Source organism: Cytobacillus solani (genome assembly GCF_006704205.1).
Lineage (GTDB): Bacteria > Bacillota > Bacilli > Bacillales > Cytobacillaceae > Cytobacillus > Cytobacillus solani.
Genome location: NZ_CP041305.1, coordinates 3,715,924 through 3,739,904 on the forward strand (window position 1 = coordinate 3,715,924; position 23,981 = coordinate 3,739,904).

The window sequence follows — 23,981 nt, forward strand, 5'->3', positions numbered from 1 at the left end:
AAAGATGAATATTGAAGCCTTTCATGCGTGTGCAACCTGTATCCACTTCCATGCTGAAAAAACTAAAACGGGAATGAGTTATTTTTGTAAGCGTTTGGGCTATGAAACCCGTCCCAATTATCAGTTTAACTGCTGGACACCGAAAAAACATGTCCAAGAATTAATCAATAAGCGAATGGAGGAGAAGAACCGATGAATTATTTTATTGAGAAAGAATGGCTGCTGGAGCATTTACAGGATAAGAATATTCGAATTGCCGATTGCCGATATAATTTGGGTTTATCTGAGGAAGGGTACGACTCTTACGTAAAGGATCATATTCCAGGAGCAGTTTATTTCCATTTATCAAAGGATTTATCAGGTCCTGTTTCTGTACATGGCGGCAGACATCCATTACCTGCTATCGAAGATTTACAGGAAACGTTTAGTCTCGCTGGAATTTCTGAGGAAACAACTGTCATCGCATACGATGGTGGCGAAGGTTCATATGCTGCTCGTCTATGGTGGCTATTAAATTATGTTGGTCATGAAAAGGTTTATATTTTGAATGGAGGATATAAAGCCTGGAAAGATGCTGGATATCCAACAAATGACACTATACCAACGTATTTAAAGACAGAATTTAAGGTTCATTTGAACGATAAAATATTTGCCTCGCAGGAAGAGGTAAAGAAAATGGTTGAAGCGAAGAATGACGAAACAGTTATCATCGATTCTAGAGAAAATAAACGCTATTTAGGCATGGAAGAGCCGATTGATAAAAAAGCGGGCCATATTCCGGGAGCAATTAATAAAGTTTGGACGGAAGGCTTTGAAAATGGCCGTATCAAATCCATTAAAGAACAAGAGAAAAGATTTAAAGAAATAGATAAAGATAAGCAAGTGATTGTCTACTGTGGTTCAGGAGTGACAGCAACGCCAAACTTCATCGCACTTAAGATGGCAGGCTATAACAATGTCAAACTATACGCCGGAAGCTTCAGCGATTGGATCACATATGAAGAAAACGAAGTGGAAACGGGAAAAAATGTTAGATAAGGATATTTTCAGCTATCCTAGTTGTAAAAGTTTACATTCTTATTCACACAAGACCCATGTTATAATGGTATTTATGAAATAAAGGACATGGGAGAGAAAAAATTGATTAATGAAAAAAAACCTTCATTTATGCTAGTAGATGGAATGGCTTTATTATTTAGAGCCTATTTTGCCACTGCTGTTACAGGGCAGTTTATGATCAATTCGAAAGGGATTCCAACTAATGGAGTATATGGATTTGTGAAGCATTTTCTAACTGCAGTTTCCACATTCAATCCATCCCATGTAGCCGTATGTTGGGATATGGGAAGCAAAACGTTTAGGACTGACATGTATGATGGGTATAAAGCAAATCGACCTGATGCTCCCGTTGAATTGATTCCTCAATTCGATTTAGTAAAGGAAATGGTTGAAGCCTTCGATGTGCCTAATATCGGACTGGCAGGCTATGAAGCAGATGACTGTATTGGAACGATTGCCAAAGATGTCGGGGGAGATGCGAGTGTTAGAATCATAACGGGAGATCAAGATATTCTGCAGCTGATAGATGAACATATTACCGTTGCTTTATTACAAAAAGGCTATGGGAACTATTTAGTTCATACAAAGGATACCTTTTTTGAAGCAAAAGGCATTCTACCGAAACAAATGATTGATTTAAAAGCATTTATGGGTGATTCTAGCGATAATTATCCAGGAGTGAAAGGCATTGGAGAAAAAACTGCCCTGAAGCTTTTACAGCAATACGAGCATATAGAAGGTGTACTTGCTAATTTAGAACTGCTTACAAAGGGACAAAGGCAAAAGATCGAGCAAGATCTTGAAATGCTGCATTTAAGTCGCCAGCTAGCAGAAATTAAATGCGATGTTCCTATTCAATATGATATAAATAAAGCCATTTTCCAATTTAACCGCGATAAGGTAATGGGCAAGTTCGAGGAAATTGAATTCCGTGGACTTCATCGTTTTCTGGATATAAAAGAATATGCATAAAAAAGTGCTGTCTCAATTTGAGACAGCACTTTTTTACTTTGTATTTTTCTTTTTCGCCGCATTCTCTAATTTACTTTTTGGTTCTTCAGCAAATTCAGCATCCTGCCCATAACCTTGTGGTGTCACACCAGGTGCTTTGGTTCCTCGATTTCGGTTCTTACGGTTACTCATTTGTGATACCTCCTATAATTTTTCCTCGCAAGTAGTAGTATTTCCTAAAAGAATAATATCACTCCGATTTCTTCACACTAGAGGTAGAGGTGAATTGATTATGAATAAAGGGGTTTACATTGCCTTATTAAGTATAGGACTGGCTCAAGGGTTAAAGATTCCAATCCATTTTATTAAGAAAAATGAATTTCGTCCTGAATTGTTTTTTCAAACAGGCGGGATGCCAAGCTCTCACTCTGCGGGAGTAGCGTCATTAACTACATTTATTGCGTTAAAACGCGGATTGCCGACCATTGATTTTGCTCTTTCCCTTATCTATGGATTAATTGTTATGTATGATGCACAGGGAATTAGAAGACAGACAGGGGAATTAACATTAAAAGTGAATAGTATGGGTGAACTAATGGAGAAAATCCATAAAGATGAGGCAGTCGAATTTAAAGAAGAAAAGCCAAGAAAGCTGAAAGAAATGCTAGGGCATCAGCCCGCAGAAGTAATTGGCGGAGCATTGCTAGGAGTGGTAACAGGATTAATCGGCCATAAATTAACAAAAAAATAATAGATAATTGTCAAAATTTGCGATAAAATAAATAGGGCTTTGGGAGTAAAGGGAGTGGGATGGCATGTCTTTAATGACAGTGGAAGAATATATACAATTTTTACAGGGAAAAGGATTTCAGCTTCAAGAAGATGCAATCGGTTTTATTCAATTTGGCAAACAATACACTAATGCTTCAGATGAACTGACAAATACAGCGATTGAATTAACATTAAAGGCACAAAAAGGTTTTGACGGAAGCTTCTATGTTTCATTGCTTGAAATGCTTGTTTCAAATCAAATAAAAACGAGGCCTGAAGCTATAAAATATGTCAAAGAAAAAGATTTAATTTCTATTTAATTCTAGAAACGCGTGCCGAAAACATGCCTTTTTTGTCTAGCGTAAGCGTCTTACCCATGACGTACAGGACGTCCTATTGTTCGATAATGCGACAGGAAAAGAAGAGCATCGACAGTGACACATCGCACGAACAAGAGGGTTTTGCTTGTTCCGAAGACGCTTACGATTTTCTTACATTGCCTCTTTCTGTTTCTTTTTTAAGAGCTGCTGCGTCTTTTTCAGTGGGACTTCTGCAAAAATCATTCCAGCAAAGATGAGAAGGCAGCCAATGATTGCACTATATGAAAGTCGTTCATTTGCCCAGAGAAAAGCTGTTCCAGCTGCAAATACAGGTTCCATCGCAAAAATAAGGGCAACTCTCGTCGGTGTTGTGAATTTTTGGAATCTTGTTTGTGCAAAAAATGCAAGTGCTGTTGCAAAGACAGAAGTAATGACTAAAGCAGATATTACATTTCCTTGAAAGATCACCTCAGGATTGATCGCCTGTCTCCAGTCCTCAGTAAAAAATGCGAATACAATCGACAGGACGGAAACGGTTGTAATTTGGATAACTGTTAATAGCAGTGAAGGAAAATGACTGCTGTACTTCCCAGTAAAGATAATATGCATGGCAAATCCAATTGCACAAATAAATACAAGTCCATCACCAATATTTAATCCAACCCGATCGGTCATTGTCAGTAAATATAAACCAACTGTAGCAATGGATACACCAATTATTGCATTCATTCCAGGCTTACTTTTTAATAATAGCAATGAAAATAATGGAACCAATACTACGCTTAGTCCTGTGATAAAGCCAGCTTTAGATGATGATGTATATAATAGCCCCATTGTTTGAAAGGCATAGCCGATAAATAGCCAGATCCCAATTATGATTCCCGAAACGACTATTTTCCAGTTTAATTGTTTTAGCTGTTCTATTTCAAAAATGAGAAGCCAAGCACACAGCAAGCTGGCTGCAATTAAAAATCTTAATCCATTAAAAGAATGAGGCTCTAAAAAGGCAATGGCGTTTTGGACAATGACAAATGTAGCTCCCCAAATAAATGCAACAAGTAAAAGGCTTGCATCTGCAAAGAAAACGTTTTTTTTCAATCGAGTTTCTCCTTCCGTCTAGTTTAATCGTATGGCAGCTCTAGCGAGTTCATCAGCTGTTTTGTTTTCGCTGCTAGGAACCCATTTCATGAAAAATAAATCTAACTGCTTGCTTAATCCTAAAGCTTTTTCTAAAAGAGGGGCATATCCTTTATTTTTTACATATTCCTTTTCAATCGCTCGGTTCACTGCTTGGGAATCCGTTCGAAACGAAACGACCTTGTAATTATTCTTTATACAGATTTCAAGTGCTTGAATTAAGGCTTGAAATTCTGCTGCATGATTTTCCATATTTCCAAGAGGGATAGAGAATTTTTCTACTTTGCCATCATAATTTATAAAAATGCCAGCACCACTTGGTCCAGGATTGCCAGCACTTGCTCCATCTATATATACTTCAATCAATAGAAACTCCTCCAATATTTAATTCAGATTCACCATACTTATTATCAAAGGGCATATCAGGGTAAGATAAAGTGAAACTTCTATCAGTTAGGTTCTTACTGCCCGTTAATCTGCGATAAAATTAGTTTATCATAAGAAAGGCTGAAAAAAATGAAATATAAATTAGAATGGAAATATAAACTAAAAGGAACAGAAGGAACCATTTTTACATCAGATTGGTTAGATGGAGAGTTGGCATTACAAATAGGCGAAGACCTTGAAAGGAGTGGAAAGACTTCCGAGGTTATTTATCATGACGAGCGTGGCACAACCTGGATCACAAAGGAAATGAAAAAGCTATTAGAAGAAATTGAAGAGGATCCACATGACTTGACCATTTATTTTGATGGCGGATTTAATAAAAAGACTTTCCAAGCGGGGTTAGGAGCGGTCATTTATTTTAAGCAAGGGAAAAAGAAATACCGTATTCGCTCGAATGAGCTGTTTGATGAAATTGAAAATAATAGCGAAGCAGAGTATGCTGCAATGTATTATACAGTTAATATGCTTGAAGAAATGGGAGTTCACCACATGACCTGTGAGTTTAAAGGAGATGCACAAGGTGTGTTAATGCAGCTAAAAGGGGAATGGCCATGCTACGAAGAAAACTTAAATCGCTGGCTTGATCGAATTGAAGAAAAGCTGAAATCACTGAAGGTTGATGCAAAGTTTACTCCAATCCCCAGAACTGAAAATAAAGAAGCAGATAAGCTTGCAACCCAAGCACTTGAAGGGAAAGTGATCAATAGTAAGATGCAAATTATTTAAGCTGATGTGAGGTGAAAGGACGGTGTCAGGGATTGAAACGAAAGCAATTATTTAATGAAGTTGAGGAATTATTAAACAATTACTGCGATGGATGTTTTCTTTATAAGCATCATAAGGCTGATAAAGGTCGTCTATATGCGCATAAATTCTGTATTTCAAAATGTACAGTTGGCGAGAAAATAAAGGCAATTGGCAGTAAATTGTCTTGAGAATAAATAAAGGCTGGCAAGATGCCAGCCTGATTATTTATTAGATTATAGTTTAACAACGTTTGCAGCTTGTGGTCCACGGTTGCCTTCAACGATTTCGAAAGAAACTTCTTGACCTTCTTCTAATGATTTGAAGCCTTCGCCAGTGATAGCTGTGAAGTGTACGAATACATCGTCTCCGCCTTCAACTTCGATAAAACCAAAACCTTTTTCATTATTGAACCATTTTACTTTACCGTTTTGCATGTAACTTTTCCTCCTAAACCTTTCAAGACACGTTAAAGGTGTCTTCGATGAATATTATCACTCAACATCCTACACAACAGATATTTTCTAGAAATAACGGAAATATATTCTGTTAAATGATGCCTTTAATATACACGATACTTCATTATCAGTCAAGGAGTTTCACAGGATTTTCACAAAAAACTATTAAAAATTCGAAATATTAAAAAATTACTTCTTTACTAGATTTAATTCTTATTCATAATTATCAAATTTTCTCATAGCTATTATTAATTATACTCTTTTTAAGCAAGAGGGTGAAGCAATGTACCGATTTTCTATTGGCAGTCAGGAATGGATTTTGCGATTTTCTCCACATATTGAAATTGAGCCAGAAATTAAACAGGCTATTGTAAGCACGATCCTCCAGCTTGGAAGTGAACTTCAAACATACTCACATGGTGAATCTTTTGTAATCATAAATGACTACGTAGGCATAATTGTCTTTAATGTTGAAAAACTCCCTTCTTTCATGTTAACAGTCTCAAATATTGTCAGTGAGGAGAATTGGTACATTCAAAATAATTTAACGCTTAAAAAATACAAGCAGTAAATTATTAAAATCGGCTAGTTGCCGATCTTTTTCTTTTAGAAGGAACGATAATCATGTTTGACAAAAAAGTAACAATCCATTATTATCTTGAATTAGAGATTATTTAATTAAAAATAATTAAATTCAAATGATTATTTTCGGCAAGTAATGAAAAAATATAAAAAAGGAGAAAAAAGCATGAAGCATATTTTCGAAAAAGGAACAGATTTAATTAAACCAACTTTATTATTACTTCATGGTACAGGAGGTAATGAATTAGATTTATTGCCGCTTGCTAAAGAAATCGACAAAGAGGCTTCAGTGTTAAGTGTCCGGGGAAATGTGCTTGAAAATGGAATGCCTCGGTTTTTTCGGCGATTAGCCGAGGGTGTTTTTGATGAAGAGGATCTCGTATTTCGAACGAAGGAATTATATGCGTTTCTTGATGAGGCTTCAATTTCATATGGATTTGATAGACATAATGTAATTGCTGTTGGCTATTCCAACGGAGCGAATATTGCGGCAAGTTTATTATTTCATTATCAAGATGCATTGAAAGGAGCGATCCTTCATCATCCAATGGTTCCAAGAAGAGGGATTGAATTGCCCGACTTAACAGGAAAAAAAGTGTTTATTGGTGCAGGGAAGAACGATCCGATATGTCCTTCTGAGGAATCGGAAGAACTAAAATTTTTATTGGAAAATGCAAATGCTAACGTTCTTTTACACTGGGAAAATCGCGGCCATCAGCTGACATTTGATGAGGTTGCTGCGGCAGCAGAATGGTTTCGAAAACAAATTTAAAAATATTAATTAGGATGTTGTCATCAAGAATAATCTCCCTTTTTAAGGACAAGATTTTATATGAATCAATTGTTTTTAGAATAGGGGGTTGATTAGCATAAGAATAAACTAGGGGTGTAGAAATTGGGTTTTTTAAATAAATTATTTGGCAGAACAAATGATCAGGAGGAACAAACAATGACAAATGTAAAGCTAGCGGTAATCTATTACAGTTCCGGAGGCACTAACTTTCAATTAGCAAAATGGGCTGAGGAAGGTGCAAAAGACGCAGGTGCCGAGGTGAAGGTATTAAAAATTCCTGAAACAGCTCCACAAGCAGCCATTGAATCAAATCCTGCATGGAAAGCACATACGGAAGCAACTAAGGATGTACCAGAAGTGACCTTAAATGATTTAGAATGGGCAGATGCCATTATTTTCAGTGTGCCAACACGCTTTGGAAATATAGCCTCACAGGTTCAAGCCTTTATAGATACAACAGGCGGTTTGTGGTTCCATGGGAAGCTTGCCAATAAAGTAGTAAGTGCGATGAGCTCAGCACAGAACCCACACGGAGGACAAGAGGCTACTATTTTATCACTCTATACTACCATGTATCATTGGGGTGCCATTGTTGCAGCACCTGGTTTTACAGATCCAGTCACATTTGCTGCCGGCGGGAATCCTTATGGAACTAGTGTAACAGTAGGGCAGGACGGAAAGATGATTGAGGATGTTCAGGCAGCAGTTAAACATCAAGCAAAACGTACTGTCACTGTTGCGGAATGGGTGAAAAAAGGAAATCAATAATTAATTAAATAAGTATAAAACAAAAAATCGGTGAAAGCCGATTTTTTTATTTTGTCCAAGCTTAAAATGTTGCATAAGGGAAACTTTTATAGTTTAATATAAAACAAGTGGATAAACAAAAAATATGTGCACTTAAGTAAAAAAAGTGCATAGACTCATTTAAGAGGCTGTAACAAAAATCATAAAAAAGGGAGATGGGAAAAGATGAAAAAAATAGTAGGGATATTTCTTGTTATTTCTTTGATCTTTGTCAGCGCTTGTTCGAAGCAGAAGGTTAATGAAGGAAATGATGACAGCAAAATAATCGTAACTACTACGATTGGGCAAATTGCTGATGCGGTTAAACATATTGGCGGGGAGAAAGTAGCTGTAAAAAGTCTGATGGGACCAGGAACAGATCCACATTTATATAAAGCAACACAAGGGGATATAGCTAAGCTTGAAAAAGCCGATATTATTTTCTACAGTGGTCTTCACCTTGAGGGGAAAATGCTTGATGTATTAGAGAGAATAAACAAAACGAAACCAACCTATGCGATTGCCGAAGCAATCGATAAAGAATCGCTATTATCTGCAAACGGTGGCAGCTATGCGTATGATCCACATGTGTGGTTCGATATAAACCTATGGAAACAGGCACTGGAGGAAGTGAAAACAGGCTTGATTGAAATAGACCCTGATAATGAGGCCTACTATGAGGAAAATGCGCAAAACTATTTTAAACAGCTTAATGAATTACATGCGTATGCTGCTGAGGAAATGGCCCGAATTCCGGAGGAGCAAAGAGTGCTTGTCACTGCACATGATGCATTTGGATACTTTGGCAAGGCATTTGATATGGAAGTGATGGGGCTGCAAGGTCTAAGTACAGATTCGGAGTATGGTCTCGGAGATGTCCAAAAATTAGTAGATACATTAGTTAAGAGAAATATTAAAGCGGTGTTTATTGAATCAAGTATTTCTGAACGTTCCATCAATGCGGTCATTGAAGGGGCTAAGAAAAAAGGGCATAAAGTGAAAATCGGCGGAGAATTATACTCAGACGCGATGGGTAAAGAAGGAACGGATGAGGGTACTTATATTGGCATGTATAAACATAACGTGAAAACTATTTCAGAATCAATTAAATAGGAGGGAGTAAAATGAAGCCTGTTGTTGTGGAAAATCTAACAGTTGCTTATCAGAAAAAGCCTGTTTTATCAAATGTCAGCTTTGAAGTGCCTGAAGGTAAGTTAATTGGAATCATCGGACCGAATGGGGCTGGAAAGTCGACATTGATTAAAGCTATTTTGGGCTTGATACCAAAAGCGGCTGGGGAAATAAAAATTTATGATAAAAAATATCGCGCAAAAGATAGAGTTGTTGGTTATGTTCCACAAAGAGGTTCTGTAGACTGGGATTTTCCGACAAATGCCCTTGATGTTGTATTAATGGGGCGATATGGCCATGTCGGCTGGTTTAAGCGTCCTGGAAAAAAGGATACAGAAATAGCTATGGAATGTTTAAAGAAAGTTGGAATGGAGGAATACGCAAGCAGACAAATCAGCCAGTTATCAGGAGGACAGCAGCAAAGAGTCTTTCTAGCACGTGCTCTTGCACAGGATGCAAAGGTTTATTTCATGGATGAACCGTTCGTAGGGGTAGATGCAGCCACAGAAAGAGCCATCATTGAATTATTAAATGAATTGAAAAGGCAAGGAAAAACCGTTCTAGTTGTTCATCATGATCTGCAGACCGTCAAAGAATATTTTGATCATGTCATTTTATTAAACGTCAACACCGTTGCTGCTGGAGCAACAGAGGAAGTATTTACACTTGAGAATCTGCATCGAACGTATGGCGGAAAACTATCCTTTTTGGAAAAAGACCAATTGGTTGTAGAACAAAAATGAGGTGCTGAGGATGAACGATCTTTTGAAAATGATTCTTTTTGATGCGAATACTCAGTGGGTATTGATCGGGACGATGCTGCTAGGAGTTGCAAGCGGAGTTCTTGGAAGCATTGCACTTTTAAGAAAACAGAGTTTAATAGGGGATGCTGTAGCACATGCGGCGCTGCCAGGCATATGTATTGCATTCTTGCTTTCCGGGGAAAAATCTTTATTTGTCTTATTGATTGGGGCAACCATGACAGGACTATTGGCTGCCTATTGTATTCAGTTCATTATTTCTTCATCAATTATTAAAGAAGATGCCGCCATCTGCTTAGTTTTATCTGTGTTTTTCGGCTTTGGAATTGTACTTTTAACAAAGGTATCTCAGACTCCATCCGGTAATAAGAGTGGGTTAGATGATTTCATTTTCGGTCAGGCTGCTTCTCTAGTTGGAAATGATGTGAAACTAATGGCAGGTGCAGCAGCCGTTTTAATTTTTATAACAGCATTAATTTTTAAAGAACTGAAGGTATTAACCTTTGATCCTTCATTTGCTAAAGGGCTTGGATTGCCAACAGGCTTGCTGAATTTTCTTTTCCTCTCCCTGCTAGTTGCTGCTGTTGTCGTTGGAATTCAGGCAGTAGGGGTCATTTTAATGGCTGCTCTCCTTATTACGCCTGCGATTGCTGCACGATATTGGACGAATTCATTAAGTAAAATGATTGTTATATCTGGTATATTTGGCGCTTTATCAGGCATGGCAGGAACGCTTATAAGTACGATAGGTGAGGGACTCCCGACAGGGCCATTCATCGTTGTAACTGCAACGGCATTATTTCTTCTTTCGATGCTGTTTGCTCCTGAAAGAGGTTTAGTAACAAAGTGGGTAAAAAGAATGGCAAATAATAAGCAGCTTAGAAGGAATAAGCTTCTGCAGGGAGAAAAAAGGAGCGGTTTTCATGAGCTATGAGTCTTGTATTTTAATTGTAGGTTCCTTAGCTGGGATTACGTGTGGAATTACCGGCTGCTTTTTGATATTGAGGAAACTCTCAATGCTTGCTGACGCGATTAGTCATACTGTCTTGCTTGGGATTGTACTCGCGTTTATCGTCAGTCAAAGCATGAGTGGAGTTTATATGCTAATTGGGGCAGCTGTTGTCGGCTTACTCACTGCCGTAGGTGTCCAAATGCTCCATCAGGCTGGGATACAGGAGGATGCTTCAATTGGGGTAGTGTTCACATTTCTGTTTGCCGTAGGGGTTATTTTGATTACAGTGTTTGCAGATGATGTTCATTTAGATGTGGATCATGCGCTAATGGGAGAAATTACTTTTGTTCCTTGGGATCTCGTGCAATGGGGCTTCCTTCCAGAGCTTCCAAAAGCATTCTTGATGCTATCAACGGTGCTAGTCATTAACCTAGTTATTATTGGATTATTTTATAAAGAACTGAAGATTACTTCATTTGATCCTCAAATGGCCGCTGCCATCGGTATACCAGTCTTGCTAATCCACTATTTGTTAATGGGATTAGTATCTATTACAACGGTGGCCTCCTTTGATAGTGTAGGAGCCATTCTAGTTGTCGCTATGCTGATTGCCCCCGGTGCCTCCGCCTATTTAATAACGGATAAATTAAGTATCATGCTTCTTTTAAGCGCATTAATAGGGGTTGCAGCAGCTGTGATCGGCTATTATCTTGCTAGCTGGCTAGACGTGTCAATTTCAGGAAGCATGGCAACGATTAATGGAATCATCTTTGCTTTAGTTTTCTTATTCTCACCAACAAAAGGGTTACTATCGAAGAAAATTTCAATGAAAAGGTTAAAAATGGATTGAGTGTAAGCTCCTCGTTATTTTAATGAGGAGCTTTTTTATTGTACCATGTTTTTCCTAGTCCTTTACTGATTAATTGAGTAGAATTAAAATAAGTATCTAATCTAGTAAACTGGAAGTGAGCAAAAAAATGAAACTCATTATTGCGGAGAAGCCTGACCAAGGGCTGACTCTTGCTTCTATTTTTAAAATAAAAAAGCATCAAGGGTTTGTTGAAATTTTCCCAAATGATGTTTTTCCTGAAGGTGCTTATGTAACGTGGGCAGTAGGGCATCTTTGTCAGCTCGTTGCACCGGAAAGTTATAATTCTCAGTGGAAGAAGTGGTCATTGACTACTTTACCGATCATTCCTTCTCAATTTGAATATGAAGTAACGAAAGATAAAACGAAGCAGTATGCTGTTATTAAAAAGCTGATAAACAATCCTTCTTTAACAGAAGTCATACATGCTGGAGATGCAGGGCGAGAGGGAGAGTTGATTATTCGTAATATCCTTCGTATGACGAAATCAAGCCTTCCGATGAAAAGATTATGGATCTCCTCATTAACACCAAAAGCAATCAAGGAAGGATTCCTATCATTATTAAATGAATCAGATACTAGAAACCTCTATTATGAGGCATATACGAGAGCTTGCGCGGATTGGGTTGTTGGAATGAATGCTTCAAGGCTGTATAGCCTTCTTCTTCAGCAGCAAGGATTCTCTGATGTTTTTTCAGTAGGCAGAGTGCAGACACCGACACTTGCACTAATTGTCAAACGAGAATTAGAGATTCAAAGCTTTGTTTCCGAGCCTTTTTGGGAGGTACAGGCTAGATTTAATATCGATGGAAAAAAATATCTAGGAAAATGGGAAAAGGATGGGGAAACAAGAATTAAGACGAAGGAGCTAGCTGAAAAGATTGCTGCTTTTTGTGAGAAAAAAGCAGCAGAGGTCACAGATGTTAAGGCTGAAAAAAAGGAATTTCTTCCGCCTATGCTCTATAATTTATCTGCCCTCCAAGCAGAGGCAAATCGACGATTCAAATTTCCGCCAAAGAAAACGCTCGATGTGCTGCAAAAGCTGTACCAAAAAGGAATTGTCTCTTATCCCCGTTCTGATTCAAGGCACGTTACACAAGGGGAAGCAGAAATGTTTGCTGAAACATTGAATAAAATAGCCGCGATCGATGAATACAAAACGCTCTTTCCTTTGCCGACCAGTTCAATTATGGATAATAAGAGATATGTAAATGACAAGAAAGTGACCGATCACTACGCCATTATCCCAACAGAACAAGTTCCTGGCATGAATAAGCTTTCTCCAGATGAAAACACTCTTTATGACCTCATTGTAAGAAGCTTAATTGCTGCTCATTATGGGAAGGCAGTAACCGAGTATACAACAGTCACCACCCTTGTCGATGGGAGGGCTGCATTCCTATCAAAAGGAAAGGTTCAGCTTGAAGAGGGCTGGCGTAAGGTAATTCCGCCGTTTGAAAAGGATAAGGAGGCACTTCTCCCTTCGATACAAATAGGAGAAAAAGGAAATGTCATGAAGGCAGAGGTGAAAGAAAGCAAAACTCAGCCGCCAAAAAGGTATACGGAAGGCCAGCTGATTACACTGATGAAAACAGCCGGAAAGCATATTGAGGATAAGGAATTAGAAAAGGTACTTATGAAAACAGAGGGTCTTGGTACTGAAGCAACAAGGGCAGGAATTATAACGATGTTAAAAGATCGAAAGTATATTGATATTAATAAGAACCTCGTGTATGCAACACCGAAGGCAAAAATATTAATTGGTGCAATTGGATCTGAAATTCTTGCCTCCCCTGAAATGACGGCAAAATGGGAGAAGCGATTAAAGGATATTTCGGAAGGAGAGGCTTCACCGAAACAATTTATGGAACAAACGAATAAAATGATATCACACCTCATTGAAGTATCTGTAAAAAACGCAGGGGATTGGGCTTTTGATGAGGAGGACAAAAGCAGCTTTACCCCAGCGAAGTCTAAATTTAAACGTCCAACTCAATTAGGGAAATGCAAGCAATGTGATGGCCAGGTTATTGACAAAGGCAGCTTTTATGGCTGTTCATATTACAGCAAAACAAAATGTAATTTTACAATCTCCAAAAAGATTTTGGGTAAATCAATCACTCAAAAAATAGTCAAACAGCTCTTGAAAGACGATGAGACAGAAATGATAGAAGGTTTTTCAAATAAGGACAAATTATTTTCAGCTAAATTAACTTGGAATGATAATGAGCGGAAATTAAAGTTTATTTTTCCAAATAAATAGACACATTCCTTCTATAATAGATAACCTTGTCTCGCCTACCCTTATATAGTAAACTTTTACTTGACTGTCTTCATAAAATGTAATGATTGATAAAAATGGAACTAACAGAGACCTTCAGCACGGTTCCTATGGGAGGGTTTGGGATGCCAACACCTAGTATGGAAGATTATATTGAACAAATATATATATTGATTGAAGAGAAAGGGTATGCCCGTGTGTCTGATATAGCAGAAAACCTTTCCGTTCATCCCTCCTCTGTAACGAAAATGGTTCAAAAGCTCGATAAAGATGAATATCTTGTTTATGAAAAATACAGAGGACTGATTTTAACTCCAAAAGGAAAGAAAATTGGCAAGCGGCTTGTATATCGCCACGAATTACTTGAACAGCTTCTTCGCTTAATTGGGGTTAAGGAAGAAAATATATACGAGGATGTAGAAGGAATTGAGCATCATTTAAGCTGGGATGCAATAGACCGAGTAGGAGACCTTGTTCAATTTTTCGAAGAGGATGATAGCAGGATTGAAGCGTTAAGAGAGATTCAAAGAAATAATGAGGATATAGCAGAGGGTCCATAAATGGACCCTTTTAGTATACATTCGGCAACTCATCAAATGAGGATGTGAAAGCTGGCGTAAGATAGGGAGTACCATTCTGCCCTTCTTCTATAGTTACCCCGGTTATTACCCCTTCCTTCGCTTCTTTCAATGCTTTTCTGTAAGAAATCATTCTCCCCTCAGAAGTTTGAAAAGAAATGATTTCCCCCAGATAGTTGCGATGAACAGCGACTAACTGTTCTCCTAACATATAATCAACTCCTTCCGAGTCATAATTAAATTACTCGTCTATTCAATCTACATCTTCATTGTTGCACCATTTTCTTTTCTTTAATCAAAGGGATATTTACTTTTCTTGGCGAAAATATAATAGTCTGAAACTTTTTAAGCGAGTGAACGTATAAATGGTGAGGGAAAAGCGAGGGATACGATGAGCGATTTTAATTGGAGTAAGGAAGCAGAAAAACAATGGGATGAGCGTTCATCTGGATGGAATACAATGAGTAAGGAGATGTGGAAGTCAGGAAGCCGGAAGGAGATTGCTCCGTTTTTCGCAAAGCATGTAGAGCTTAATGGAGCGGTTTGTGATCTTGGCTGTGGAGATGGGTATGGATCATTAAAGTTAGCTGAATTAGGTTATTTAGTAACCGGTTTAGATGTTTCAGAGGAAATGATACATAAAGCGAGAGGAACAAATAAAGGAAATACGGCTCAATTTATTAAGGGAGATATTTCAAATTTACCATTTGAGAATGATTCCTTTGATGCGGTATTAGCCATTAATTCACTTGAATGGACAGAAGATCCGCTTAAAGTGATAATGGAAATTCAGCGGATTGTAAAGCCTGGAGGGTTTGCTTGTATTGGCATTCTTGGTCCTACGGCTGCCCCAAGAATAAATAGCTACCGACGCCTATATAATGAAAAAGTCATTTGTAATACGATGATGCCTTGGGAATTAGACCAGCTTGCTGAAGAAAATGGCTGGGGCAAGGCTGATAGCTTAGGGGTATATAAGCGAGGGACTGATCAAATGCCTATTGGATCATTGTCTACTGAACTAAGGCAAGCCCTCTCGTTCATGTGGGTTTCCATGCTTAGAAATAATAAATAAGAAGGGTTGGAATACGATGAGTCGCTATTCAATTGAAGATTTTGTAAAACAAACACAACAGCAAGATAAAGGAGAAGGGTTATTTGAACTAGAATCTCCGAGAATACTTGAAATCAATTTAACGAACCAAATATGGACAAAAGCTGGAGCTATGATTTCTTACCGCGGAAATATTAAATTTGAACGAGAAGGAATTTTCGAACACGGCTTAGGAAAATTATTTAAAAAGGCACTAACGGGTGAAGGAACTGCCTTAATGAAAGCTACAGGAAATGGGAAGCTTTATGTGGCTGATCAAGGGAAAAAAATATCCATTTTAAATTTGCAAGGGGACTCCATTTTCGTTAACGGCAATGATTTACTTGCTTTTGAACCATCAATAAGTTGGGACATTAAATTAATGAGAAAGGTCGCTGGTATGCTTTCTGGCGGATTATTTAACGTGCGTCTTGAGGGGAGTGGAATGATTGCCATCACTTCCCACTACGAACCACTAACCCTGCTAGTTACACCAGATAATCCGGTATTTACTGATCCGAACGCAACTGTCGCATGGTCAGGAAATCTGCAGCCTGAATTTGTGACCGATATTTCCTTTAAAACCTTCTTAGGAAGAGGTAGCGGCGAATCTGTACAAATGAAATTTGCTGGGAATGGATTTGTTGTCGTTCAGCCGTTTGAAGAGGTCTACTATTCAGAGCAATCTTAAATGCTAATCATTAAATTCAGGATCGTTTTTAAAAAGGCAGCAACAAATATTAGAGCATATGCAGAAGCTCAACATTAACTTTCACTAAAGAAAAAAGAATATTATATACTTAAAGAATGGCTCATGATTTAGAGCCATTTTTCTATTTTAAGTGGATGGTTATACGCATTTTTTGCTTGTTCTACGAGAATTCCCTTTAGTTCAGACGAGACTATTTTTACTCAGCTTTACCTGTCAAATTAGCTTAATAGATCGTAATTTTGGGGTAGTAAAGTCTAACCTAAATCGACCTCTGACATCTTTGTTAATATTATGGGTAATCGAGTCCGAACTGCGGTGTAGTTTAGATAGCTATGGTGATTCTAGGTGAAGTGAGTCCGAACCGCAGTCGAGTTCAGACAGCTTTTGTGACTTCCAGGTGGATCGAGTCCGAACACCAGTCAAGTTCGGACAGCAATGGCGATTTTAAGGTGAATCGAGTCCGAACACCAATCAAGTTCAGACAGCAATGGCGATTTTAAGGTGAATCAAGTCCGAATAGCAGTCGAGTTCAGACAACTTTGGCGATTTTCAGGTGAAATGAGTCCGAACACCAATCAAGTTCAAACAGCAATGGCGATTTCAAGGTCAATCAAGTCCGAACACCAATCAAGTTCAGACAACTTTGCCAAGACTCGAGTTCTGATAGGACCAGGTAACTTTCATCTACCCTTATCTGAAAACCACTATCAATAAATATTTTTTATTTCTAATATACTCAGATCTGAAAATAACACCTTTCAATCACCGAAAAAATAATTATTTCCACTCTTTTGATTCCTCCTTGAATAGACTGCTTATAACTCCATTGCTATAAAAATAACAAAACACACGATATTTCCAATGTGAAATGTCGTGTGTTCCAATTCAACTTTATTAATAAACTACTTATTTAAACAGGTTTGTCTGTTTTTCTTGCATCTTTTTCGGCAGCTTAATCCCATTCAAACGGAGTTTCTTGGTATACATAATAATTTAACCAATTCGAAAATAATAAATGGGCATGTGATCGCCACTTATTTGATGGGCTTTTCGAAGGATCATCATTTGGAAAATAATGCTGTGGAAGAATATTTAGCCCTTTTTCCAAATCCCGTCTATATTCTTCTGCTAGTGTACTAGCTTCATATTCTAAATGGCCGGTGATCATAATTTGCTTGCCGTCATTGGCACACATAATAAATGGACCTGCTTCTTCAGAAGAAGAAAGTAATTTAACAGTTGAATTCGCTTGCAGCTGCTTGATAAAAATATCTGTATTTCTTGAATGAGGTGCTAAATAAACATCATCAAACCCTCTTAATAATTTTTCTGATTTGTCGTCAATATGATGCCAGAAAACACCAGTGCATTTTTGTGGAAGCTCATATTTCATGATGCCAAAGTGATGATACAACGCTGCTTGTGCTCCCCAGCAAATATGTAGAGTAGATGTTACATTATCTTTCGTCCAATCCATAATATCGGTAAGCTCTTTCCAATAATCCACCTCTTCGAATGCAAGCAGTTCGATTGGTGCTCCAGTGATGATCATTCCATCAAATTTCCGCTGCTTAATCTCCATGAAGGTTGTGTAGAATTGATCCAAGTGCAGCGAGCTTGTATTTTTTGATTCATGCGAAGCTGTCTTCAGAAACGAGATATTAACTTGCAGAGGGGTGTTTCCTAACAGTCTTAAAAGGTGTGCCTCCGTTTTCTCTTTCTCCGGCATTAAATTTAATATAAGGATATTGAGCGGGCGAATATCTTGTGTTAATGCACGATCCTCATCCATAACAAAAATGTTTTCTTCTTCTAATATTTCTCTGGCTGGAAGCAGTCTTGGAATTTTAATTGGCAATTCATTATCCCCCTTTTAGAAAATTCAATTAAATTCATTATAAAGACGATTAAACCTCACCGCAATCATATGTTTAAAAAATCACAAAATTGACTATCTACTAATATGGCATGGAATGGTACAATGTAATAGTAGGAAAACGTTTTCAATAATTGAATGCTTAGGGGGATATTTATGAACGTAAAACCTGTTGTCAAATCAGACATTGAAATCGCTCAACAATCATTTATGAAACCAATTACAGAGGTCGCAGAAAACATCGGCCTTCATGAGGATGACCTCGAATTATTTGGAAAATATAAAGCAAAATTATCGACAGAGGCATTGAAAAAGCTTGAAACAAAGAAGAGTGGGAAAATTATTCTTGTAACTTCAATTAATCCAACACCAGCTGGAGAAGGAAAATCAACAGTAACTGTTGGATTAGGAGATGCATTTACGAAAATTGGCAAGAAAGCAATTATTGCCATGCGTGAACCGTCTCTTGGACCAACGATGGGTGTGAAAGGGGGAGCAACTGGCGGAGGATATTCGCAAGTATTGCCGATGGAAGATATTAATTTACATTTTACTGGTGACTTGCATGCGATTACGACTGCTAATAATGCACTTGCAGCCTTCATCGATAATCATCTTCAGCAAGGGAACGAGCTTGGCATTGACCAGCGCAGGATTGTATGGAAGCGTGCCCTTGATATGAATGACCGTGCTTTAAGAAAGGTAGTGATCGGCTTAGGTGGTCCAATGCAAGGGGTTCCTCGTGAAGATGGTTTTGATATTACGGTGGCCTCTGAAATCATGGCCGTATTGTGCTTATCAACCGATCTCCAAGATTTGAAAAAGCGCTTAGGTCAAATGGTCATTGCCTATAACTATGATAAACAGCCTGTAACAGTAGCAGATCTTGGTGTTCAAGGGGCATTAACAATGCTGCTGAAAGAGGCAGTTAAACCGAACTTAGTACAAACCATTGAACATACGCCTGCATTTATTCATGGTGGTCCTTTTGCAAATATTGCCCATGGATGCAATAGTGTCATCGCTACCAAAACAGCGTCAAAGCTTGCTGATTTTGTTGTTACTGAAGGAGGCTTTGGAGCTGATTTAGGAGCCGAAAAGTTCCTTCATATTAAGGCTAGAAGTGCAGGGATTAAACCAGAAGCAGTAGTCATCGTTGCAACGATTCGTGCATTAAAAATGCATGGAGGTGTACCGAAAACCGACCTTAGCCATGAAAATGTACAAGCACTTACGACAGGATTTGCCAACTTAAAGAAGCATATTGAAACAATTGAAAGCTTCGGCTTGCCGTTTGTCGTTGCGGTTAATAAATTCATTACAGATACGGACCAAGAGGTTAAAACACTAATGGATCTTTGTGATCAAACAGGCATTCCTGTGTCCTTAACTGAAGTATGGGAAAAAGGCGGGGAAGGCGGAGTAGACCTCGCAAACAAGCTGTTAGAGGTCATTGATAAGAAAGAGTCAAACTTCCAGCCATTATACGATTTGTCCGACTCACTTGAAAATAAAATTCTTACGATTGCCCAAAGGGTTTATGGAGCTGAAAAAGTCGAATTTTCATCAAAAGCGAAGAAACAGCTGAAGGATTTTGATAGCTTTGGCTGGAGCCACTTACCAATTTGTATGGCAAAAACGCAGTATTCTTTATCTGATGATCCAACAAAGCTTGGACGACCAACTGGGTTTACAATCACAATTCGTGAATTTAAACCTTCCATTGGTGCTGGATTCATCGTCGCTTTAACAGGAGATGTGATGACAATGCCTGGATTGCCTAAGTTACCTGCCGCACTGAGGATGGATGTGGATGAGAACGGCAATGCCATTGGACTATTTTAACAGGTTGACTTGAATGTTTGATCCAACTGCATTTGAAAATATGAAAGTTGTCATTGATGGCGCGATATATGATGAGGATTTATCAGGTGGTATCACAATTATTGATCGAAATGATTTATTAAACTCTGCAAAGCTTTCTCGGAAATACGAAGTAACTTTTACTTCTCAAGCGGATAACCGAGTTGCTTGCACATTTATGATGGAGGCAGGATTGGAAAATTTGGCTGCCGAGCTATTGCCATCTGCTCAATCGGATATTCTTGCTGGGTGCCAATTGTTTGTGAAATTTACTTTTATGCATCCGAATGAACACTACTACTTTCAAACGATTGAAAGATGTCTTAAAGACATTTGGGGTCCTGAACGGACAATCAGTCAATCTGCCTTCTTCAATCCTTTTGACGAGGACAATACGATAAAGAATGAGGCAATCATTTCTTTTAACCGCTTAGTTTACGAAGATCAAATGGATGATATCCTAGAGATGGTTAATTACATGATTATTAGCCTAGAAAGATTGAGGGCCATAATATAACCACGAAAAGCTCTGCCTGTACACGTTCAGGCGGAGCTTTTTTATCAGAAATGGAGGTAGAAGATTCAAAATTATCTTTACATTACAACGAGCAGCTTTTACGATATAGAAGAATGTGGAAAACATTCAAATAAATTAAAGGAGGAGAAGGTAATGAGTAAGATAAAGGCAAAAGGTGAAGGAATCGATAGAAAAAGGAATGAAGTAACCTAGTTAGGGAGGAACAAAAGGATGAGCCAAATGACGAATACAATCATCATCACGGAATACCGAGAAGAACATGCACAGGCAATTGCGAAAATGTGGAACCTTAGCCGTGACAGCTGGGGTGGGGATACAAGGGTTCATACGGAAGAATCGGTCAAAACGAAGGAAGCGAATGCGGGGAATATTGCTCTATATTTAGCTATAGATGGGGGAGAGGTTGTAGGCTATTGCAGCTTGTCTGAATATAAGGAGGATGTTGGCTCCTTATACATCCCTTTGCTAAATGTTAGACCTGATTATCATGGCAAGAAGATCGGTAAAATGCTTGTTATGAAAGCAGTTGAAAAAACAATTGAGCTTGGCTGGCCAAGGGTTGATCTATACACATGGCCGGGCAATGTAAAGGCTGTACCTCTGTATAAGAAATGTGGATTTTTTTGGGAGGATCGGGATGACACAACCCACTTGATGAATTTTATTCCTGCGGTCATCAATACACCCCTATTAAAGTCAGTTTTCGCAAAAGTAGATTGGTATGATGCAAGTATAAGAGAAATAGAAGTTAAACCGGACGGATTGAAGGAAAATGGCTTTACCTTCTACGAATATGAGTGGAAAGATCAACAGACGAGTGCACGTGTAAGATTTGAACGAAGCGGAAGAGGCATTAGCTTGATTGAAACGGATGATTATCTGCTCGAGCTAAAAATGGCTGACCATGAAGTAATTGAAGAGATGTCACAAAAAGTTGAACTGCTATTTGTAAATAAAACGGCTAAACCAGCCATGTTAAAAGTAGACGGAAACGATCATGAGCGTACTGTATCTGCTTTTAAGGATGAATTATTAGTAGCAAAGCGAGCGATACTCTCAGATCAAGTGATTTTTAAAAAAGGGGAAGAACCAAGTGAGTGGAAAACACACCCGTTTTTCTCTGTAAATGTGTCCATTAATGGAGAAGAATGTGAATTGAGGCTTGGAGTGAAACCAAAACAGCCAGCGAAATTAACCGCAAAAATTGATGGGAACTTGAGCTTCCTAGGCGAAAAAAAAGGGATAGAACTAGAGGTAGAAAACAGTGTAAAGGAAGAGGCTGTTTTTGAACTAGTTTTTTCTTCGGATGAACATGTCGAGTTAGAAAGGAACACTTTCTCTGTTTCTTTAAAAAAGAATGAGAGAAAACTAGTTGTGATTCCATTTGTTGTGAAGAAATTTGGTTATTACCAGCCACATATTACGATCACAGCACAAAATGAGAATGGTTCAGAGTATACCTTTGAAAATAACTTAGTTGGAATAGCTCTGAAAGGCTTTGGTGAAAAATTTGGCGGGGAAACGAAAGATTTTTGGCATATATATAATGGCAGTTACCAAGTGAATATACGAAAACGGGATTTTTTAATAACGGCTGGAAGAAATCAACAAATGAATCATCCTTTTGCATTTTTTGTGCCAAAGCTCGGTAAGCCCTATTCAACGGAATTTTCTAAGCAAAAGCCGGTAACAGTGGAGTGGTATTTCAATGACACAGCGATGATTTTTAAAATGGTTTTTCACTCTACTGAATTTGCAGGAGTCACCCTTACTCTTTATACAGCCCTCTATGGGGATGGAATCGTGAAGAAGTGGGCTGAGGTTGAGAATGAAAGCAACGAAACTATACAACAACTATACTTGAATCAATCACTGTATCATGAAAAAAGTCATGCGTATTTCCCGCTTGAAAAAGAAATAATTGAGTTTTCGGAAATAAAAGCTGTCGATTTTGGAGATATTCACTCTCAGCATTTAACAGAGAATTGGTATTTTACAGTGGATCATGGAGAACCAACTGGCTTTTGCTGGCCAGCAGAATGTAAGGCAAATTTTGAAGGCTGGCAATTTTACTTAGAATATGAACTTGGGGCCATTCAGCCAAAAGAATGTAAACGACTAGAACCATGTTATTTATCTATTGGTGCGTTTCGGACATGGCAGGAGCAAAAGGCATTTGCAAATAAAGTGTCGAATGTGGTGCCTACCCAATCTATTAACGAAAAATCATTAAAATTAGAGAGTAATAATCCAGTCGTTTACAAAGATCATCTATCCTTAGAGTTGCAGACCTCCCGTACGAGCTTTATTAGCGGATCTATTGAGCTGTTTTTAAATGGTGAACCGAAGCTATCTGATCAAATTTCATCAGAAGATGAGAGAACAAATTATCAAGCTTCTATCCCAGTTATTGATGCACAGCCTATCTCATTAGTAATGGGAAGTATGCAAAGTGATAGTACAACGACAAACTTAAATCAATTAATGGTTGTTCCAAGAGGTAAAGTGGAAGCCTTTACTGAAGCAGAACAAGGGATCACTTCCTATATTTTAGATAATGGCATCATTCGAATCAAAGCGGCACCGGAATTTTACCCAGGTTTATATTCACTCGTCTATAATGAGAATGAATGGTTTGATACTTCCTTTCCTGAGAAAGTTGCAAAGGGATGGTGGAATCCTTGGGCAGGTGGAATGAAAACATCCCCTGCACAGCTAAATACATTTTCATTAATGAAAGAGTGCACAACTGCTGAGTTTATGGATATTGAAGATAAGCATGGAAATCAGTGGAGAAGCATCGCCTTGCACACGAAAATAGTGAATCATCCAATTTGGAAGGGGCTTCACTATACACAGTATTTTGCACTTCTTCCTGGTGTGCCAGTTCTCGCCTATTTTGTAAAGGTCGTTGATTCTGGCGGCAAATCATTGCTTTCAGAGACGTTGGAAACGGACATTTACTTAGTAGGAGAATCTTTAAAAGATCTTAATGTCATTTCCAATTTCAATGACAATAAAATAAATGCAGGAATGGAAGAACAGGGATTAAATTTGAAAAATGTAAGCTACATCTCCTCAGAGATCAGAAAAGAAAAACTTTATCATATTGAAGGAGAAGAAAATGATATCTTTGAAGGATATATGAATAAAGATGCGTTTGAAGTGATCCTTCTCCAGGAAATAAAGGAAACAACAAAACCGGGGTTTATTTTATTTGATCAAAGAGAGATTTCGAAAGCAATCCTCGAGAATCTTCGGCGGATCGTATTTTAAAGGA

The 23,981-nt window shown here is 38.2% G+C and carries 27 protein-coding genes; 21 read left to right on the forward strand and 6 right to left on the reverse strand.

The annotated features are described in order from the left end of the window. Nucleotides 1–4 precede the first annotated feature (4 nt). The 3 genes from FI644_RS26650 to FI644_RS18610 all read left to right on the forward strand — a co-directional run bounded on the left by FI644_RS26650 (nt 5) and on the right by FI644_RS18610 (nt 2,031). Nucleotides 5–196, forward strand: a complete 192-nt coding sequence (locus FI644_RS26650; RefSeq protein WP_053476733.1) for a hypothetical protein — start codon at nt 5–7, stop codon at nt 194–196. Beyond that, entirely contained in the window at nt 193–1,038 is an 846-nt protein-coding gene (locus FI644_RS18605; protein ID WP_053476732.1) for a sulfurtransferase, read from the forward strand. The genes FI644_RS26650 and FI644_RS18605 overlap by 4 nt, the downstream gene beginning before the upstream one ends. A 105-nt stretch (nt 1,039–1,143) precedes the next feature. Further along, nucleotides 1,144–2,031 (forward strand): 5'-3' exonuclease, encoded by an 888-nt coding sequence (locus tag FI644_RS18610; RefSeq protein ID WP_053477574.1) that lies wholly within the window; start codon nt 1,144–1,146, stop codon nt 2,029–2,031. Nucleotides 2,032–2,064: 33 nt separating this feature from the next. Here the strand turns inward: FI644_RS18610 and sspL are convergent, their stop codons facing one another. After that, nucleotides 2,065–2,202: a small, acid-soluble spore protein L gene (gene sspL, locus FI644_RS18615; RefSeq protein ID WP_053476731.1), complete on the reverse strand. Its 138-nt coding sequence runs from the start codon at nt 2,200–2,202 to the stop codon at nt 2,065–2,067. 100 nt (nt 2,203–2,302) lie between these two features. Here sspL and FI644_RS18620 point away from each other — a divergent pair, with 100 nt between their 5' ends. Together FI644_RS18620 and FI644_RS18625 are read left to right on the forward strand one after the other, a co-directional pair. Further along, on the forward strand, nt 2,303–2,761 hold the full coding sequence (locus tag FI644_RS18620; protein ID WP_053476730.1) for a divergent PAP2 family protein: 459 nt from the start codon (nt 2,303–2,305) through the stop codon (nt 2,759–2,761). Between the two features lie 64 nt (nt 2,762–2,825). Further along, on the forward strand, nt 2,826–3,101 hold the full coding sequence (locus FI644_RS18625; protein WP_053476729.1) for a DUF6123 family protein: 276 nt from the start codon (nt 2,826–2,828) through the stop codon (nt 3,099–3,101). A gap of 171 nt (nt 3,102–3,272) precedes the next feature. Here FI644_RS18625 and FI644_RS18630 read toward each other — a convergent pair whose 3' ends face one another. Together FI644_RS18630 and FI644_RS18635 are read right to left on the reverse strand one after the other, a co-directional pair. Next, nucleotides 3,273–4,199 carry a DMT family transporter gene (locus FI644_RS18630; protein ID WP_053476728.1) on the reverse strand — a complete coding sequence of 309 codons (927 nt, stop codon included), beginning with the start codon at nt 4,197–4,199 and terminating at the stop codon, nt 3,273–3,275. An 18-nt stretch (nt 4,200–4,217) separates the two neighbouring features. Then, nucleotides 4,218–4,604 (reverse strand): reverse transcriptase-like protein, encoded by a 387-nt coding sequence (locus FI644_RS18635; protein ID WP_053476727.1) that lies wholly within the window; start codon nt 4,602–4,604, stop codon nt 4,218–4,220. Between the two features lie 150 nt (nt 4,605–4,754). On the opposite strand from FI644_RS18635, the gene FI644_RS18640 reads away from it, so the two are divergent. Continuing rightward, on the forward strand, nt 4,755–5,411 hold the full coding sequence (locus FI644_RS18640; RefSeq protein WP_142108704.1) for a reverse transcriptase-like protein: 657 nt from the start codon (nt 4,755–4,757) through the stop codon (nt 5,409–5,411). Between the two features lie 32 nt (nt 5,412–5,443). Continuing rightward, nucleotides 5,444–5,620, forward strand: a complete 177-nt coding sequence (locus FI644_RS18645) for a zinc-finger domain-containing protein (protein WP_075209173.1) — start codon at nt 5,444–5,446, stop codon at nt 5,618–5,620. A 45-nt stretch (nt 5,621–5,665) separates the two neighbouring features. Here the strand turns inward: FI644_RS18645 and cspD are convergent, their stop codons facing one another. Beyond that, nucleotides 5,666–5,866, reverse strand: a complete 201-nt coding sequence (gene cspD, locus FI644_RS18650) for a cold-shock protein CspD (protein WP_053476725.1) — start codon at nt 5,864–5,866, stop codon at nt 5,666–5,668. 304 nt (nt 5,867–6,170) lie between these two features. Here cspD and FI644_RS18655 point away from each other — a divergent pair, with 304 nt between their 5' ends. From FI644_RS18655 to mntR, 9 genes are all read left to right on the forward strand, one after another. Next, nucleotides 6,171–6,458 carry a hypothetical protein gene (locus tag FI644_RS18655; protein WP_053476724.1) on the forward strand — a complete coding sequence of 96 codons (288 nt, stop codon included), beginning with the start codon at nt 6,171–6,173 and terminating at the stop codon, nt 6,456–6,458. Between the two features lie 177 nt (nt 6,459–6,635). After that, nucleotides 6,636–7,241, forward strand: coding sequence for an alpha/beta hydrolase (locus FI644_RS18660; protein WP_142108705.1), 606 nt, complete (start codon nt 6,636–6,638; stop codon nt 7,239–7,241). Between the two features lie 177 nt (nt 7,242–7,418). Continuing rightward, nucleotides 7,419–8,030, forward strand: a complete 612-nt coding sequence (gene wrbA / locus FI644_RS18665) for an NAD(P)H:quinone oxidoreductase (protein ID WP_053477573.1) — start codon at nt 7,419–7,421, stop codon at nt 8,028–8,030. Nucleotides 8,031–8,234: 204 nt separating this feature from the next. Further along, nucleotides 8,235–9,161, forward strand: a complete 927-nt coding sequence (locus FI644_RS18670; protein ID WP_053476722.1) for a metal ABC transporter solute-binding protein, Zn/Mn family — start codon at nt 8,235–8,237, stop codon at nt 9,159–9,161. An 11-nt stretch (nt 9,162–9,172) separates the two neighbouring features. Further along, nucleotides 9,173–9,922 (forward strand): metal ABC transporter ATP-binding protein, encoded by a 750-nt coding sequence (locus FI644_RS18675; RefSeq protein WP_053476721.1) that lies wholly within the window; start codon nt 9,173–9,175, stop codon nt 9,920–9,922. A 10-nt stretch (nt 9,923–9,932) separates the two neighbouring features. Continuing rightward, nucleotides 9,933–10,874, forward strand: coding sequence for a metal ABC transporter permease (locus FI644_RS18680; protein ID WP_053476720.1), 942 nt, complete (start codon nt 9,933–9,935; stop codon nt 10,872–10,874). Next, on the forward strand, nt 10,864–11,742 hold the full coding sequence (locus tag FI644_RS18685; protein WP_142108706.1) for a metal ABC transporter permease: 879 nt from the start codon (nt 10,864–10,866) through the stop codon (nt 11,740–11,742). Before FI644_RS18680 ends, FI644_RS18685 begins: the two co-directional genes overlap by 11 nt. A gap of 127 nt (nt 11,743–11,869) precedes the next feature. Further along, nucleotides 11,870–14,023 (forward strand): DNA topoisomerase III, encoded by a 2,154-nt coding sequence (locus FI644_RS18690; protein ID WP_142108707.1) that lies wholly within the window; start codon nt 11,870–11,872, stop codon nt 14,021–14,023. Nucleotides 14,024–14,166: 143 nt separating this feature from the next. Next, nucleotides 14,167–14,601 (forward strand): transcriptional regulator MntR, encoded by a 435-nt coding sequence (mntR, locus tag FI644_RS18695; protein WP_053476717.1) that lies wholly within the window; start codon nt 14,167–14,169, stop codon nt 14,599–14,601. Nucleotides 14,602–14,611: 10 nt separating this feature from the next. Here the strand turns inward: mntR and FI644_RS18700 are convergent, their stop codons facing one another. Next, nucleotides 14,612–14,830: a DUF3892 domain-containing protein gene (locus FI644_RS18700; RefSeq protein WP_053476716.1), complete on the reverse strand. Its 219-nt coding sequence runs from the start codon at nt 14,828–14,830 to the stop codon at nt 14,612–14,614. 180 nt (nt 14,831–15,010) lie between these two features. Here FI644_RS18700 and FI644_RS18705 point away from each other — a divergent pair, with 180 nt between their 5' ends. Continuing rightward, the gene (locus FI644_RS18705; RefSeq protein WP_053476715.1) at nt 15,011–15,694 is read left to right on the forward strand and encodes a class I SAM-dependent methyltransferase; all 684 of its coding nucleotides are present in this window, start codon (nt 15,011–15,013) and stop codon (nt 15,692–15,694) included. Between the two features lie 16 nt (nt 15,695–15,710). Beyond that, the gene (locus FI644_RS18710) at nt 15,711–16,403 is read left to right on the forward strand and encodes an AIM24 family protein (protein WP_053476714.1); all 693 of its coding nucleotides are present in this window, start codon (nt 15,711–15,713) and stop codon (nt 16,401–16,403) included. A 973-nt stretch (nt 16,404–17,376) separates the two neighbouring features. Here FI644_RS18710 and metA read toward each other — a convergent pair. Next, complete coding sequence (gene metA / locus FI644_RS18715; RefSeq protein WP_053476713.1) at nt 17,377–18,282, reverse strand: homoserine O-acetyltransferase MetA; 906 nt, start codon at nt 18,280–18,282, stop codon at nt 17,377–17,379. Between the two features lie 174 nt (nt 18,283–18,456). Here metA and FI644_RS18720 point away from each other — a divergent pair, with 174 nt between their 5' ends. The 3 genes from FI644_RS18720 to FI644_RS18730 all read left to right on the forward strand — a co-directional run bounded on the left by FI644_RS18720 (nt 18,457) and on the right by FI644_RS18730 (nt 23,977). Continuing rightward, on the forward strand, nt 18,457–20,145 hold the full coding sequence (locus tag FI644_RS18720) for a formate--tetrahydrofolate ligase (protein WP_053476712.1): 1,689 nt from the start codon (nt 18,457–18,459) through the stop codon (nt 20,143–20,145). A gap of 13 nt (nt 20,146–20,158) precedes the next feature. Further along, entirely contained in the window at nt 20,159–20,680 is a 522-nt protein-coding gene (locus tag FI644_RS18725) for a hypothetical protein (protein ID WP_142108708.1), read from the forward strand. A 231-nt stretch (nt 20,681–20,911) separates the two neighbouring features. Further along, complete coding sequence (locus FI644_RS18730) at nt 20,912–23,977, forward strand: GNAT family N-acetyltransferase (RefSeq protein WP_053476710.1); 3,066 nt, start codon at nt 20,912–20,914, stop codon at nt 23,975–23,977. Nucleotides 23,978–23,981 lie beyond the last annotated feature (4 nt).

Coding starts and splice junctions, on each gene's coding strand:
- FI644_RS26650 (WP_053476733.1), top strand. CDS start 5: ATGAATATTGAAGCCTTTCATGCGTGTGCAACCTGTATCCACTTCCAT.
- FI644_RS18605 (WP_053476732.1), top strand. CDS start 193: ATGAATTATTTTATTGAGAAAGAATGGCTGCTGGAGCATTTACAGGAT.
- sspL (WP_053476731.1), bottom strand. CDS start 2,202: ATGAGTAACCGTAAGAACCGAAATCGAGGAACCAAAGCACCTGGTGTG.
- FI644_RS18620 (WP_053476730.1), top strand. CDS start 2,303: ATGAATAAAGGGGTTTACATTGCCTTATTAAGTATAGGACTGGCTCAA.
- FI644_RS18625 (WP_053476729.1), top strand. CDS start 2,826: ATGTCTTTAATGACAGTGGAAGAATATATACAATTTTTACAGGGAAAA.
- FI644_RS18640 (WP_142108704.1), top strand. CDS start 4,755: ATGAAATATAAATTAGAATGGAAATATAAACTAAAAGGAACAGAAGGA.
- cspD (WP_053476725.1), bottom strand. CDS start 5,866: ATGCAAAACGGTAAAGTAAAATGGTTCAATAATGAAAAAGGTTTTGGT.
- FI644_RS18655 (WP_053476724.1), top strand. CDS start 6,171: ATGTACCGATTTTCTATTGGCAGTCAGGAATGGATTTTGCGATTTTCT.
- FI644_RS18660 (WP_142108705.1), top strand. CDS start 6,636: ATGAAGCATATTTTCGAAAAAGGAACAGATTTAATTAAACCAACTTTA.
- wrbA (WP_053477573.1), top strand. CDS start 7,419: ATGACAAATGTAAAGCTAGCGGTAATCTATTACAGTTCCGGAGGCACT.
- FI644_RS18670 (WP_053476722.1), top strand. CDS start 8,235: ATGAAAAAAATAGTAGGGATATTTCTTGTTATTTCTTTGATCTTTGTC.
- FI644_RS18675 (WP_053476721.1), top strand. CDS start 9,173: ATGAAGCCTGTTGTTGTGGAAAATCTAACAGTTGCTTATCAGAAAAAG.
- FI644_RS18680 (WP_053476720.1), top strand. CDS start 9,933: ATGAACGATCTTTTGAAAATGATTCTTTTTGATGCGAATACTCAGTGG.
- FI644_RS18685 (WP_142108706.1), top strand. CDS start 10,864: ATGAGCTATGAGTCTTGTATTTTAATTGTAGGTTCCTTAGCTGGGATT.
- FI644_RS18690 (WP_142108707.1), top strand. CDS start 11,870: ATGAAACTCATTATTGCGGAGAAGCCTGACCAAGGGCTGACTCTTGCT.
- mntR (WP_053476717.1), top strand. CDS start 14,167: ATGCCAACACCTAGTATGGAAGATTATATTGAACAAATATATATATTG.
- FI644_RS18700 (WP_053476716.1), bottom strand. CDS start 14,830: ATGTTAGGAGAACAGTTAGTCGCTGTTCATCGCAACTATCTGGGGGAA.
- FI644_RS18705 (WP_053476715.1), top strand. CDS start 15,011: ATGAGCGATTTTAATTGGAGTAAGGAAGCAGAAAAACAATGGGATGAG.
- FI644_RS18710 (WP_053476714.1), top strand. CDS start 15,711: ATGAGTCGCTATTCAATTGAAGATTTTGTAAAACAAACACAACAGCAA.
- FI644_RS18720 (WP_053476712.1), top strand. CDS start 18,457: ATGAACGTAAAACCTGTTGTCAAATCAGACATTGAAATCGCTCAACAA.
- FI644_RS18725 (WP_142108708.1), top strand. CDS start 20,159: ATGTTTGATCCAACTGCATTTGAAAATATGAAAGTTGTCATTGATGGC.
- FI644_RS18730 (WP_053476710.1), top strand. CDS start 20,912: ATGAGCCAAATGACGAATACAATCATCATCACGGAATACCGAGAAGAA.